This window comes from Acinetobacter sp. NIPH 298 (genome assembly GCF_000369505.1).
In the GTDB taxonomy this organism is placed as follows: Bacteria; Pseudomonadota; Gammaproteobacteria; order Pseudomonadales; family Moraxellaceae; genus Acinetobacter.
Map to the genome: position 1 here is coordinate 573,406 of NZ_KB850055.1, position 13,827 is coordinate 587,232.

At 39.8% G+C, this 13,827-nt stretch carries 16 protein-coding genes; 12 read left to right on the forward strand and 4 right to left on the reverse strand.

Features of this window, described 5'->3' with window-relative positions:
• The 12 genes from F903_RS07700 to F903_RS07755 all read left to right on the forward strand — a co-directional run bounded on the left by F903_RS07700 (position 1) and on the right by F903_RS07755 (position 10,089).
• Positions 1–342: a hypothetical protein gene (locus tag F903_RS07700; RefSeq protein WP_005196008.1), complete on the forward strand. Its 342-nt coding sequence runs from the start codon at positions 1–3 to the stop codon at positions 340–342.
• A 2-nt stretch (positions 343–344) separates the two neighbouring features.
• Positions 345–764 (forward strand): hypothetical protein, encoded by a 420-nt coding sequence (locus F903_RS07705; protein ID WP_005196009.1) that lies wholly within the window; start codon positions 345–347, stop codon positions 762–764.
• Entirely contained in the window at positions 754–2,730 is a 1,977-nt protein-coding gene (locus tag F903_RS07710; RefSeq protein ID WP_005196010.1) for a hypothetical protein, read from the forward strand. Before F903_RS07705 ends, F903_RS07710 begins: the two co-directional genes overlap by 11 nt.
• Before the next feature lies 1 nt (position 2,731).
• Positions 2,732–4,351, forward strand: a complete 1,620-nt coding sequence (locus tag F903_RS07715) for a hypothetical protein (RefSeq protein ID WP_005196012.1) — start codon at positions 2,732–2,734, stop codon at positions 4,349–4,351.
• Between the two features lie 51 nt (positions 4,352–4,402).
• A complete protein-coding gene (locus F903_RS07720) occupies positions 4,403–5,638 on the forward strand; it encodes a hypothetical protein (RefSeq protein WP_005196020.1) in 1,236 nt (411 codons plus the stop codon).
• Positions 5,638–5,901 (forward strand): hypothetical protein, encoded by a 264-nt coding sequence (locus tag F903_RS07725; protein ID WP_005196021.1) that lies wholly within the window; start codon positions 5,638–5,640, stop codon positions 5,899–5,901. The genes F903_RS07720 and F903_RS07725 overlap by 1 nt, the downstream gene beginning before the upstream one ends.
• The gene (locus tag F903_RS07730) at positions 5,898–6,284 is read left to right on the forward strand and encodes a hypothetical protein (protein ID WP_005196022.1); all 387 of its coding nucleotides are present in this window, start codon (positions 5,898–5,900) and stop codon (positions 6,282–6,284) included. Before F903_RS07725 ends, F903_RS07730 begins: the two co-directional genes overlap by 4 nt.
• Positions 6,285–6,302: 18 nt before the next feature.
• Entirely contained in the window at positions 6,303–8,384 is a 2,082-nt protein-coding gene (locus F903_RS07735) for a hypothetical protein (protein ID WP_005196025.1), read from the forward strand.
• A complete protein-coding gene (locus tag F903_RS07740) occupies positions 8,377–8,607 on the forward strand; it encodes a hypothetical protein (protein ID WP_005196026.1) in 231 nt (76 codons plus the stop codon). Before F903_RS07735 ends, F903_RS07740 begins: the two co-directional genes overlap by 8 nt.
• A 79-nt stretch (positions 8,608–8,686) precedes the next feature.
• Entirely contained in the window at positions 8,687–9,082 is a 396-nt protein-coding gene (locus tag F903_RS07745) for a hypothetical protein (protein ID WP_005196027.1), read from the forward strand.
• Positions 9,083–9,143: 61 nt separating this feature from the next.
• The gene (locus tag F903_RS07750) at positions 9,144–9,725 is read left to right on the forward strand and encodes a hypothetical protein (protein WP_005196028.1); all 582 of its coding nucleotides are present in this window, start codon (positions 9,144–9,146) and stop codon (positions 9,723–9,725) included.
• 1 nt (position 9,726) lies between these two features.
• Positions 9,727–10,089: a hypothetical protein gene (locus F903_RS07755; protein ID WP_005196029.1), complete on the forward strand. Its 363-nt coding sequence runs from the start codon at positions 9,727–9,729 to the stop codon at positions 10,087–10,089.
• 417 nt (positions 10,090–10,506) lie between these two features.
• On the opposite strand, the gene F903_RS07765 is transcribed toward F903_RS07755, so the two are convergent.
• The 4 genes from F903_RS07765 to F903_RS07780 all read right to left on the reverse strand — a co-directional run bounded on the left by F903_RS07765 (position 10,507) and on the right by F903_RS07780 (position 13,816).
• Positions 10,507–10,761, reverse strand: a complete 255-nt coding sequence (locus tag F903_RS07765; protein WP_005196030.1) for a hypothetical protein — start codon at positions 10,759–10,761, stop codon at positions 10,507–10,509.
• The gene (locus tag F903_RS07770) at positions 10,758–11,789 is read right to left on the reverse strand and encodes a hypothetical protein (protein ID WP_005196031.1); all 1,032 of its coding nucleotides are present in this window, start codon (positions 11,787–11,789) and stop codon (positions 10,758–10,760) included. Before F903_RS07770 ends, F903_RS07765 begins: the two co-directional genes overlap by 4 nt.
• A gap of 155 nt (positions 11,790–11,944) precedes the next feature.
• A complete protein-coding gene (locus F903_RS07775; RefSeq protein WP_005196032.1) occupies positions 11,945–12,184 on the reverse strand; it encodes a hypothetical protein in 240 nt (79 codons plus the stop codon).
• Positions 12,185–12,202: 18 nt separating this feature from the next.
• Entirely contained in the window at positions 12,203–13,816 is a 1,614-nt protein-coding gene (locus F903_RS07780; RefSeq protein WP_005196033.1) for a tyrosine-type recombinase/integrase, read from the reverse strand.
• Between the last annotated feature and the right edge of the window lie 11 nt (positions 13,817–13,827).

Below are 13,827 nucleotides of genomic sequence, written 5' to 3' on the forward strand. Positions count from 1 at the left end.
ATGAATAAAATTATCAATTTCCCTCGTAAATCCCATGAGCAAAACAATATTGAAGAGGCTTGGGGTGAAATAGTGGGGGAGGTTTATGAGCAAATTAGGCATAGAGTTCCTAATGAATATATTGACGAGTTTGCCAAGTTATTCAGACCTATGTTTGATAGCCTTATTCCCACCAATATTCCATTACCGTTGATTACTGACAGAGAAGATCCATACTTTGAGATTGTAAAAGACACTGAAAGATTTCTTAATTCTTATATTACTCATTCGATTCGTACACGAAGAGATAGGGAGTTGCTTTGGTTCTTAAGAGAGAAATATGGTGTCTGGGGGAATGAATAGAAATGAGACTTATCCGTAAATTTACCAATGAAACCGTTCTTTTAGAGAACGGTTTTTTATGGTCTGACGAATTTGCTTGGAAGCCGATTGAGCAGAATCAAGAGTTCGCCGTGGACGGCACATTGATTATTCAAGAGGGAAAAAAGAAGTCTGGGCGACAAATCACGCTGTTATCTAAAACAAACAAGCAAGGCTGGATCAAGCGTGTTGCATTATCAAAGCTTCAAGATTGGTCTGCATTGCAGGATGAGCAATTCACTTTGGTGTTTGAGTATCCGCATGACACACGACAGTTCAATGTGATTTTCAATCATCAAGATGGAGCGATTGAAGCTGAGCCAGTACGTGGCGTTCCAACAGTTTCAGATGGCGATTATTACCGCGCCACATTTAAATTTTTAGAGGTGCCAAATGCCAGTTGAGACCAATAATTTAATTTTATATAAATCTGAGCGTTTAACAGATACATCAGATGGCGGTGGTAAATATTCTGGCCAAGTTGTGGTTGATGGTGAGAGTAATAACCTTTTCCCCGATGTTTCTGAATTAGATCGAACCATGGGCCGTGTGTCACTTCGCAAGATCTTTGCTGGTATCAATAACGATGATACTGAGTCACTGATGGGGTCTACGGTGTTCATTTCAAAGAACCCAGATGATCCGAATGTTTCTGCCTTATTGTTTAGTACGAGAAGTCATACCGACGTGCGAACCAATGCAGCTAACCGCATTGAAAACTATCTTGCTAAAGGTGGCCAGATCGCAGGAACGCCGCTTGATACATTGTGGCAGGGTATGAAGTTGATTCAAGTTGCCATGTTCAAATCAGAAACCGAAAGTAGTGTTGGCGATACTTTAGTTCTGGTAATGAATGAAGGTCAGGGTACCCAGTTCGAGCAATACGTACGTATTACTAAAGTTGAAACTCGTATTGCGACGATAATCATCAACAATAATCAGGTTGAATATAAGATTGCTACGTATTCAATTAATGATCCACTTGATCGAGACTTTATCGGGCTATCAGCGGCGCAATGGTACAACGGAGCTAAATCACCAACGATCATTCGAGACACGATTGTTGCAGATACCGGTAAGTATTATGCAAGTGTTGAGATTGCTGATGATGTTGTTGTAAATAGCTTTACGATCCAAGCTGCCTCAATATTCTCTCAATTGATTCCGTCATCACAAACTGAAACGCCGCTAATTGATCTCAATGCCGTAAATGAAAATGTTGCTTTGCTGGCTGGTAATAGCGGCACCATTATTGCGCCTTTTACCACCAACGTGAATACAAACCAAAGTTTATATATTGGCTCAGGTGTATTACCTGGTTCAGTAGCATTCACATTGTTTGGCCAGGCAATTACAGACAATGGCGGCACATTACGTACATTGACTGGCACTCAAGTCGGAACAATTGATTATCAAACTGGTCATATCGTATGGACCAATGCAGTTGGTACTGGTAATACGACAATCAACATTACCTTCACACCTGCAGTGGCACCAACACAACCATTTGAATCCTATGCTTTACCAGTGACGGCAAATAATTTGGGTACCAACTGGACTGGCGTTTTACTGCCAATTCCTGCACCAGGTGCGCTTAGCGTTTCGTTTATGTCTCAAGGCAAGTTTTACACGCTAAAAGACAATGGTACTGGTCGATTGATTGGAGCCAATGAGTCTATTGGTACGGGTAGCATCAATTATCAAACTGGATCTTGGTTGCTAACCACAGGCGCTTTACCAGATGTGGGAACGCCAATCTTGTTGCTATGGGGTACGTCGATTTCAACCTTTGCGCGAGCTGATTTACCAGTGTTGCCAGCGGCAATAGAGTTTGACTTAGAGCAAGAAGCGATTGCTGCAAGCTCAGTAACGGTTACTTGGTTGCTTGAAGGTGTTGGGAAAACAGCTACGAGTAATGCGCTGGGGCAGTTTACTGGTGATGCAACTGGAACAATTAACTACGCCACAGGCAAAGGAAAAATTATTCCCACTAAGTTGCCTCAAAAGAACGCCGTGTTTAATTTTGCGTTTGATTACGGCGATCCAAAAACACAAACAGTATCTGCAGTAACACCGGATCTAAACAATAAGCTGTCTTTTACCATCGGTACGGGATCTGCAATTCAGCCCAATAGCGTTGAACTCCAAATTCCAGTTTCTGAATATGAGACATCACCACCAGATAAGTTCCGAATTGTCACTTTATTTGATGTTCCTATCGATGCAAGTACAGGTAATTTGGTTGATCGCTTAGGGGTACAGCAAGGTGTAATTACATATGCAACGGGTGCTGTTGAAGTGACTCCAGCATTGGTGACTGGGCGAACCATTACAACCTACAAATCAGCAACTTATTATACGAGTACATAAAATGGCAGAGTTCTATTTACCACAGCACTCATCTCAAAGTGTTGTGCAAGTGATCTTAAAAGCATTTGTTAACACTGATGTACAAGTAAAATATCGTGATACATCGGGCGTGAATGCGGGTACAAAGCAGGTGAATGCTGCAAAGCTCAACTTTGATCTAACAGAAGGCTTTGATGAGCAGATTCTTTCAGGATCTGTACGTTTTAAAGTTGGTTCTGATACATTCATCGATCGAAATGGTTTGATCTATCGAAACATTGATGCTGCGACTGGCAGTGGTACTCAAAGCGGTACCATCCAATATGGTACAGGTGTAGTTGATGTTGATAGTTGGACGCCTAATGTCGATAACAATCTCACTTTGCAATCATTAACCACCACCACCGATATGTTGCCAACTCAGCACGTTAGCTTTAGAACACCAACGATCCCGATTCGCCCTGGTTCTTTAACCGTAGTTGCTGCTGCAATGGCTGGTGGTCAACTGACATTAACAGCCAATGAAGCAGGCGTAATTGAAACAGCTCAAGCGCATGGTGTTATCAATTACGATACAGGTTTTGTTGATATCTACTTTTACACCAAAACTGAAATTACATCGGCAAATCGTGATGAGATAGAGGGGCAAGATTGGTATTTACCAGAGCTTGAATATCAAGAGTCAGGACTGACTTACATTAATGTACCGTATTGGATTGATGCAACCAGCCTACGTTATAACGCCGTGGCTTATACATATATTCCGCTTGACTCAGAAATCCTTGGTCTAAGTGCTACACGTTTGCCGCCTGATGGTCGAGTGCCAATTTTCCGTGTCGGCGATATTGGTGTAATTGCTTCATCTAAAAAGCAAGAATTGCCAAGCCATGTCGCAGGGCAGATGTATCAACTCGATGATGCACGTATTTCGTGGTGCGAACTAGAAGATAGCAACGGCGCGAAAGTCCCTTATGATATGTATGTCGTGGATTATGATTATGGACGTGTCACATTAAGCGGCGACTTTGCTTTAAACACTCTTGTTGCACCTATTTCAGCAGCTTATCGCTATCAAGATATGGGGTTGATTAATGATGTGCAGATCAATGGTCAAATCACGCTTACAAAACCAATTACGCACAACTATACAGCCGTAGATTCTATTGTCGGTTCAGCGTTGGTGGTTGGTGATATGTTTAGCCGATATACAGCCAAGTTCGTACAGGGAGTCTGGAATAGCGTATGGGCAGACACGGCAACTGGTGGGTCAATCACACCGAATTACAATGATGCCCTATATCCGATTGAGATAACAAACAAGGGTGCGATTCAAGAACGCTGGGCATTAGTATTTACTGATGCAACCAACTTTCGCTGTGTCGGTGAAGTGTCGGGTCAGATCGGGACAGGTAGTGTGAATGTGGATTTTGCACCAATCAACCCTGTCACATCTGAGCCATATTTTGTGGTGAAAAAAGAGGGCTGGGGTACAGGCTGGGTATCGGGCAACGTTCTGCGCTTTAATAGCATTGCTGCAATGTATCCAATCTGGTGTATTCGTACAGTGAAGCAGTCTGAACCAACAGTTTTAAGTGATAACTTCCAGATTATGTATCGCGGCGATATTGACCGAGACATTTAAAAAATTAACCTAACGGGCTGCATGTGCAGCCTTTTTTATGAGTGAATAAAAATGGCAGGACTTGTAAAGCATTATCAAAACACTATGCAAGGTATCCCTCAACTAACTAATAATTGGGGGGCAATGATCACGCTACTCGATGCGGTATTAGTGAATGGTTTTAACCATGTTTCAATTCTATCTCTAAGCAAATCCAATCCAACATCTATCACTGCAACGATTAATTTAGGTAGTGGTCATGGCTTTATTGACCGTCAAGTGGTGCGAATTGCTGGTTCTACGAATGGTTGGGATGGTGATTATAAAGTTTTAAGTGCAGATGGAGCGTCAATTACCGTTGAGTGTACTGCGGAGCATCCGAGTGCTATTTCTGGCACAGCATCTTGTTTCACAGCGCCACTTGATTTTGAGATTGTTCACCAGACTTCAGTAGAATCAACAACCACAAAACGCGCATATCGATCAACAGATCCTGAGTCACTTGGCTTGATTCTGCTTGTGCATGATTTTTGCTCACCTGGAGCGGCAGAAACAGGATCAAAATTTGCAAAGGTTGGAATTGTGTCAAGCATGTCTGATATTGATACGATTACTGGTACTCAGATGCCATTTAATTCAGCCACGCCAAGCGCAAACTGGGAGTGGGACGGCACACATCATGGTTGGTCAAAGTGGTACTATCGAACACCTAGTTTTTCATCAGTTAGCAATAATCAGCAAGATAGTTCGCCTGCTTTATCTGGTGGTTCACCTTTCAGTATAGTTGGTGACGGAGTAAGTTTTCTTTTTGATGTGTACACATCAAATCAAGCTACATATTGTGTTTTTGGTGTTGCTGAATTTTTTGATCAAACCTATTGGGGTAAAAACCTAGCATTATTAGCATTTGGTTTTCCTGATCGGATTCCACAATCTGAGTATGGCGCACCACAAGTACGAGGATCTTATGTCTTGTCTAGTGATAGTGCTGGTATTGGTGTAAATACAGTGCGTTGCGGCATTTGGTTTAATAAATCAGGTATAAGCAATTACAACACAGGTGGTTATGCATTGTCACTGAGAAGGGGGAGAGAAAACTCGGGTAATGCAATTTCTCAAAAAAATATCTATATAGACCTCCCTTTAATTGACAATGCGGATGAAATGCGCGGCTATTTACCGTTCTTAAAAATGTGCTCTGAAAGTGCCACTAAAGAGGGCGTTAGTAATGCGGGTAAATATGTAATCCGATATTCCTCTACTGGTGTGGTAGCCATTAAATACGCTCTTTTTTTGGAGACAAGGTAATGATTGGAAAAGGGATTGCGTCCAGATCCTCAAGCTTAAAGCTGACTGTGGTTTCTGGCATAATTAAACAACTTGGCACGCCAGTTTCAAGACAGGTTCGAGCATATAGCCGAGAAAATGGATCATTACTTGAAAGCACAAACAGTGATGAAAACGGTCAATACAAAATGTATTTACCTTACGGTCTTGCTTATACCATTGTATCCATTGATTCAAATAAAAAATTCAACGCAGTCATTCAAGACAATGTGGTGCCAAAATGAGTAAAACTTCAGTCAATGCTCGGCTTGCCATGATTCAAGCCTTTTCAGAATTTATGGATAGCGGTAGTCAAAGTGCTACCGTTATTTTTTATGAGGGTGTGCAGCCTGCAGATACATCGGTGGCGGCAGATTCTAACAATGCTTTAGTGACACTCACATTTCCTGAGCCGTGTATTCAAGGAACTACAGCTACCTATGTTGAATTGTACCCAACCGACACGGGTTCGGTGATTAAGACTGGCACAGCAACGTGGGCGCGTATTTTCAACGGTGCAGGTGAAGTCGCTGCTGATTTAGCTGTGGGTACCGACATCAGCTTAGCAAACACTAATTTAGTCGTGGGCGGTACGCTGTTTATCCAGTCCATCAAACTTAGTCCGTAACTAAAAAAGGGTGCTCATGTGGATTTTAAAAATAAGCTCGGCACCGTTGATGCGCACAACCTAAACTTAAACTTTAAGCCTGACAATACCGACAGCCATAACATTATTCTCAATTTTGAGCATCTAGCCGATGGCTCGACCAATCTTAATTTTGGTGATGATGTATCTGCTGTAATCGAAACAGTCTTAGATACTGAGTTTGGCTTTGAAGTCACCGCGATTTATGCTGACAGCGGTGTAAATACTGCGGTCATAGACACGGTACTTGATACCGAGTTTAGCTTTGAGATTGTCGCAGTCTTTGAAGAAAATACCGATGTCATCGGGCAGATTGATACTGTCTTAGACACCAGTTTTAGCTTTGAGATTGTTGCAGAGTTTGCTGAAAACCTGTGTACGATTGACGCGGTATTAGATACAGCTTTTCAATTTCAACTTAATGCTACATTTGATATTAATTTCATTTTAGGACTAAATCATTTAAGTGTTTTTGGTTATCAAAAAGCTTTACCCGCATTACTTGATCAACATCTGAGATATAGCAAGGCAAGATTTAAGGCGCATAACAGCGCCTTTATTTTTGAGCGTGGTTTAAGTTTATCTAATGCTGTGACTGATAGCTTTGATAAAGCCCAGCAGCTACAGCGTGCAGTCCGTTCTGTCTTTGAAGAAACAACGGGTTTGTCGAGCACCTCAAAAGTTGTTTGGCAGGAAAACGATAAAAGATTCATTGCTCGCACGTTGGTATTTGAAGAATCTGAAAAGTTGTTGATCAATCGTCAGACTAGTTGGCAGGAAATGATTCGAAAGCGTAAGAAAATTACGTTTAGTCATGAAGTCGCTGAAGTGTTTGAAAAGCGTTTCATATTCAAGCATGACAAAGGTTTGGAGCTGGTCACAACGGATTCAATCGCGTGGGACGTGGCAAAAGCAGTCTATTATCGCAAGTCATCTGTCGATCCAATTGTTCCGCAGCCTTTACCCCAATATGTCGGCACAACTGATTTAGACTTTGTGTGTCTATGTCATGACATTGATTCGCATAATGTAGTTTTAAATTTCGGTGCTGATGAGTGTATTCCTAATTTAGCGCCTGTTGACTGGTGGTATATCGTGAATGATTTAAAAGTAACTCGTTTAGACAACGGGCAAGAAATACAGGTCAACAACGGTGATTATCGCTGTGACCGCAGCTCATGGTGTTGGTCTTACAATCTCACCATTCCATTTTATGAGAAATCAAAACTTGACCCAGTGGGCGGTCAGCCCGTGATTTTAAAAATCATGGTCAATGGCAATGAGCATCGAATGTTGCTTGAGAACATTTCACGCTCTAAACAGTTTTCAAAGGATGTTTATAAGCTGTCTGGTCGTAGTCCTACAGCATTACTTGATGCGCCATATTCGCCTACACGTTCTTTCACACAAGAGAATGAGCGAACATCGGTGCAATTGGTACAGGCTGAACTCGATAGAGTGAATAGCGATATTATGTTGAATTGGGAGCTGATCGATGCGCTTGGTTGGATACTACCTATCAACAGCCTGAGTTATTCAAATCTTACGCCGATTGCAGCAATTAAACTCATCGCAGATGCCGCAGGTGGCTTTGTCTATAGCGAACCTGACAGCAATACTTTGACGATTAAGGCGAAGTATAAAAAAACATGGTGGGACCCGATTGCAATTAATGAATATGATCGTGTGATTCCTGAATCTGTTGTGACTGATTTATCAACAGATTACACGATGTATCCTGATTATAACGGGGTGTTCTTAACCAATGACCGCAATGGCGATACTGGTCAAGTCAAGCGTGTAGGTACTGCGGGTGATGTGTTGCAAGAGTCGGTTAATAGTCCATTGCTTACATCAACGACAGCAATGCATAGCAAAGGACGTGAAGTCTTAGCAAAGGCAGGCATGGTTGAAACACATAGCTTATTGATGCCGATTACACAAGAAGTCGGTCAATGTGTGCCAGCAGAATTAATTGCTTTCAACGGCGATTGGTGGGGTATTGCTGACAGTGTAAGCGGGTCATTTAGTTATGAAAAAGTCACTCAAACTGCATCAATAGAGAGAGTGAATCATGAGTAATGCATTATCGAGACTTTTAGATTTATTGCCAAAAACGCCTGAGTTTATTGCAACAGTGCAGAGCGCAAATCATCCAAACTATAAAGTTTTAGTTGTTGATGGTACGGGGCTTGTGCTCTGTACCAGTGCTACAGTTTTTAATATAGGGGCAAAAGTATATATCAGCGGAAATGAAATAAAACGAAGTGCGCCCACAGGCGTTGTATATCAAATCGAAGTTTAACTATTCGTCCGATGATGGATTGGACAACAAAAGACTATACCGCCTTTTGGCGGTTTTTTATTATCTGGAGAAATGAAAAATGGCAGAGCCTATGAGTAGCGGTGTAGGGATTGCTACTGCAATCAAAATCTATGGTATGTGGTTTCTAATCATTATTGCAGCAGTCGCAGCAGCATTGGGGTATTTAGTGGTGATTATGACTCGGATGCCTAGATCACGCAGTGAATGGGTCGTGAGTTTAATCACTACGGTAGTGGGGAGCATTGCGGGAGGTGGGTTCATTATTCAGCATTTTGGCTTACATGATTATGCAACAACGTGGGCAGGGTTAAGTGCCTTAGGAGGTTTGTTCTTTACTGCAGGTTTGCCGTTCTGGGCAATCATTAGATGGACCTTCAACTATGTAAACACACATGAAGACTCAACGATTCTTGATGTAGCAAGAGATGTTAAAGACTTCAAAGACAATTTTTAATCAATTAAATCAATCAATGCCGCCGTCAATGGCGGTTTTTTTATGTTAGGAGAAAAGTTAAATGATCATGACGGCAGGCGGTTTTTCGATTATTCGCAATGCTCTTGGGCGATTAACTGAATTACAAGTAAAGGGCATCAATTTTATAGTCTCGGCTATAGATAAAGATAAAAGCATTTCATATCCGCAAGCTGCTTACATGCTTGCCACCGCGTGGCATGAGACAGATCGCAAAATGCAGCCGATCACCGAGTATGGTGGTATTCGTTATTTCGATAAATATGACACAGGTACACTAGCAAAGCGCTTAGGTAACACACCAGCATTGGACGGAGATGGTTTTAAATACCGTGGACGTGGTTATGTTCAAATTACTGGCACCGACAACTATAGCCGATTTTCTAGACTACTTAATGTCGATTTACTTAAGAAACCAGATTTAGCATTAGATCCAGATATTGCGATCAAAATCACGACCATCGGTATGAAGAATGGGGCCTTTACTGGAAAAAAATTAAGTGACTACATCCATCAGTCTAAGAAAGACTATGTGGGTGCTCGCCGTATCATCAATGGTACTGATAAAGCGCAGATGATTGCCAACTATGCAGTAACTTTTGAAAAAGCGTTGAGGAGTTGGTGATATGAGCTGGGTCCTTTCAAACAAACGATGGTCATTGATCATCGTTTTGTCATTTTTATACCTGATGCAAATTGGTTATACAAATTATTTAGCTGGAAAGCTTCAAGAAGCAGATCAGAAATGTTTCACAAAAATTCAAGACATTGAGCAAGAGCAAGTCAAGGCGCTTGCTGAAGCACAAAATCAAGTCAATAAAGTGAGCGCAGACTATGAAAAACTTAAATCAGAACAGCGTGTCAAAGTCGAACGTGTTACACGTGAAGTGCAAAAGATCGTTGAGCGTCCTATTTATAAGTCTGTTTGTATTGATGATGATGGGTTGTCAGAAATCAATAGTCTTATCGAAGCCGGTAATACCAGCTAATTTGCTTCAGCCGTGTTCGAATTTGAATCAATTAGAAGCGGGCACTGGTAAAAATGTTTTGTTGTGGGCTGTTGATACTGTTGCGAAACACAATGAATGCAGTGCAAGAAATGCGGCGCTTGTGAAAGCACTCAAATGAGGGGTTTTGAATTTTGAGAAAAAATTTGCTCAGGGATTTAAATTTCAATAGTTAACTGAGCAAATATATTCACAAAATTTGACTATAGGTAAATAAAAGCCCCTAAGTACAGCTTAAAAATTTACTAAGTTCTTGGGCTATTTCATATTACTTAAGCATGAAATTTTGATTCTTTTTTGATTTATATTTAATTGAAAATTCTACTTTAAGTAGTTGGTATAGTAAGGATAATGATACTTACAGGACGGTTTATAATGTTAAAATAAGACAAAAGCGCACTAGTGCGCTTTTGCTGTAAATATGCTTTTTAGGCGATCTAAAAAGTTATGAGATTGTGATTGATTGTAGGAAAACGTTGATAAGGCTAGTTTTGCAGCCATCACACTTTTATTTAACTCATCAAGTCTCTGCTGTTCAGACTTGTTAGAATATGGTGAAATAATCTCAATATTCACATTATCGGTATTGCATTTAAGATAAATTAAATGTGATGGTTTTGTGTTGTAAACGATCATATATTTTTTAGAATTCATTTTGAAATACGCTCCTTTATTTCTTTTAGAGAGTGTTCAAGTGCAAGCCTAGATATGAAAAATTTAAACAACCATTCAAGAAATTTCTCATTTTCAGGGCTAATTACGTTTGCTGCCTTAATAGCAATAGAAATGATAAATATTGCTTCATTACTATTAATACTGTGAATTGGAACACAAACTTGACACCATGACTCACTTGGATCTGTATTGCCTTGGATATACATTATATCAGAGCTATTTTGCTTTTGTATTTCAGTTTGTGTATCTGCTACGATAATCATTTTTTTCATCGATAGTACTCTTGAAAAAGTACTATCAGGATGTTTTAACTGATCAATAGTCGTTCTAGGTGTTGTGTTATAAGGACTATGGCAAACCCAGTCATCTAGTTGACCGTTTTTTACCCTTACAAGAGCAACCTTTAGAAACTCGTTAGGATAAATACTTTTGATGCAATCGTGTAAAGATTCAATTAACAATTTTATTTGTTTTTCTGGCTGTGCTATGCGAATAAAAACTGTCTTATAGTTGGGCGTTTGCGGCGTAGAGAGATATTCTTTGGATGCCAAGGCTAGCAATTGTCTTTTTTCAATCACAACTTTTTCAAGCTGCTCTAATACTTTAATTGTTATGTCATACTGTTTGGATAATTTATCATAGTTTTCTTGCAAACTATTGTCTATGCATTTGGAAGTGATATAGCCGCTCAGTATTCCATATAAACTAGGGATAACAATGGTTAAAAAAACAAACCAACCTCCGTTTACAAGCAAAAACTCACCTGTTTGACCAAGTCCTTTTTTTAGACCCTTTGCCGCAACTTCATTGCCTAGGCAAAAGGTTATATAAGCACTAAAACCAGCTACTATGATTAAGACCAATTTAAATCCAATGGATTTAAATATGTCATTTAACTTTATGTAAAAATTTTTTTGATATAGAAATGGATCAATCTTTGTATCCCAATTTAACCAAATAATAAAAGAGAAAATGAATAAGACTATTATGGCAATGAAAGCAACCATCTATCTCAAACTTATGTAAATGAAAAAAGTAGCGAACTTTAGCATTTTTAAAATAAATATTAAATTACTTTTGTCGAATTTAATATTTAAAAATACTCCCATTCAAACAAATATTTAATTGTTTAAATTTATTAAAAATTCAGCGTCTTGTCGCTTCATTTATTGGATTTTAAGTAGTCCTCTCTATATTCCTCGATTGCATTAGAGAACTCTTGCGATAAATTGTAGTCTAAAATAGCTTTTGCTAATGATTGAATTGCTTCAGCATATGTATCGGCCTGCAAGTTTATTTTCAGTAAAGCACAACCTACTTCCCATTTTTGCTTATCTTCCTTCCATAGAATAAGAAATGAGTGCTGCAGTGTATCGTTGATAAATTGTCCTGTAGTTTTCATGATTACTTCAACCTTGGGTTATTTCGGATTTTCAATATGATAGTGCTCTTCAAAATAGTAGTCATTTGATATGTCCAACCAGGCATTAAGGTCGTGATCAAACGCTAAAACACGGTTTTTGAAAAGACGTATCACGCGATTATTCTTAAAACTAAAATGGGATGCTTCATCTGGAAGTTCTGACCAAGCGACTTGGCCATGATCAGCGAACCAATCTTCCCAAGCTATCTGGATCTCTTTTATATAGAACTCTTGTTTTTCTTTGTTCCATGCGAAAGGATATTCTGTCTGTAATTTTTTAACGTGTTTGCGAATAAAGTATTTGTTTTGTTTATGTTCTTCAATGAACGTATTAATTTGTATTTCAAGAAATTTATAGGGAACAACAATAGTCTCGTCTTGGCTCATTTCAAAAGCCTCAAAAGTATCTATGCTTGCAATGTTGCGCTGAGTTTTATTCCATTCTTTAAAATGATTGTTATAACTTCCTTCCGCAACACTCATTGCTTCAGCAAAATCAAGGCGATGATCACCACGTTTTTTTAGATTTACGTATCGTTTTAATGTATTCCATGATTCATGTAATGTAATTGTCTGTAGTTGTGGAATTGTGAATCCTTCTTCCGCATATCTCGTTGCAGCTTCATGCCGTAAATCATGAAATCTAAGATCCTCAATACCGAGTTGTGAACAAGCCCTGGTGAAGTATGTTGACACAGTGGCGGTGTTCACCGGCACTAATAGTTTTTCACTATAACCAAGCTCAAGTACCCGTTTACGAGTCTCTTTGTTCATGAACTTACCAACTAACATGATAGTTTTTGGTTCCATGTGAAAATATTTGTGATTACCTTCAGACCCATCAGGATGCTTTGCATCTCGAACCAGCCACTGGGTATTGTGTTGATCATAATCTGGTAGCCGCAATGAACAAATCTCATCTTCGCGTCTACCTGAGTAGATGGCAAACCACATGATTAGGTGCATTGGCACAGACCGCTTCTTTCTCATCCAGTTTTTATAAAAGTGGGTGGTGAGTGCTTGAAGTTCATCGGACGTTGGTAAGCGATCGCGTGTTTTACTTTTAGTGACGATACGAGATTTTCGAAGCCCGGTAAGTGATTTTTCAAATTCATCTAAAGTTGCCTCTATGTCTTTACCCCAAACAAATTGAGCGTGTACAAGAACAGCCTTAATATGACTTAGTTCTTTTAGAACAGTAGAAGGCGCAACACCATCAATTCCTAGAATGGGATCTCCTTTACGGCGCTTTATCGCATAGTCTGAAAAATCCTGACGAGTTAATGAATAGATATTTTTCTCAGAAATCTCTACACTAGCGATCTGTTTAAGTGAGCTGGTTTTTGTTCGTGCAAAGCTATCAGCCTCCTCCAAATATGCTGTGATGAATTCTGCTAAGGTTGCTTGTTTTAACTCTTTGGCTGGATTCAGCATTTTGTCTGGGTTTATTTCAATCTCGGCTTCAGTTCTTTTAATCCATTCATCAGCTAATGATTTTTTACTGAACGTCTTTGAAGCGTTATAAACAGGATAGCCTTCGCGCTTAACACGAACTTGGGCACGATATCGAGTTGTACCATCGGCTTGAGCACGTTTAGTGACAGTTCCCATTAATTTGCACC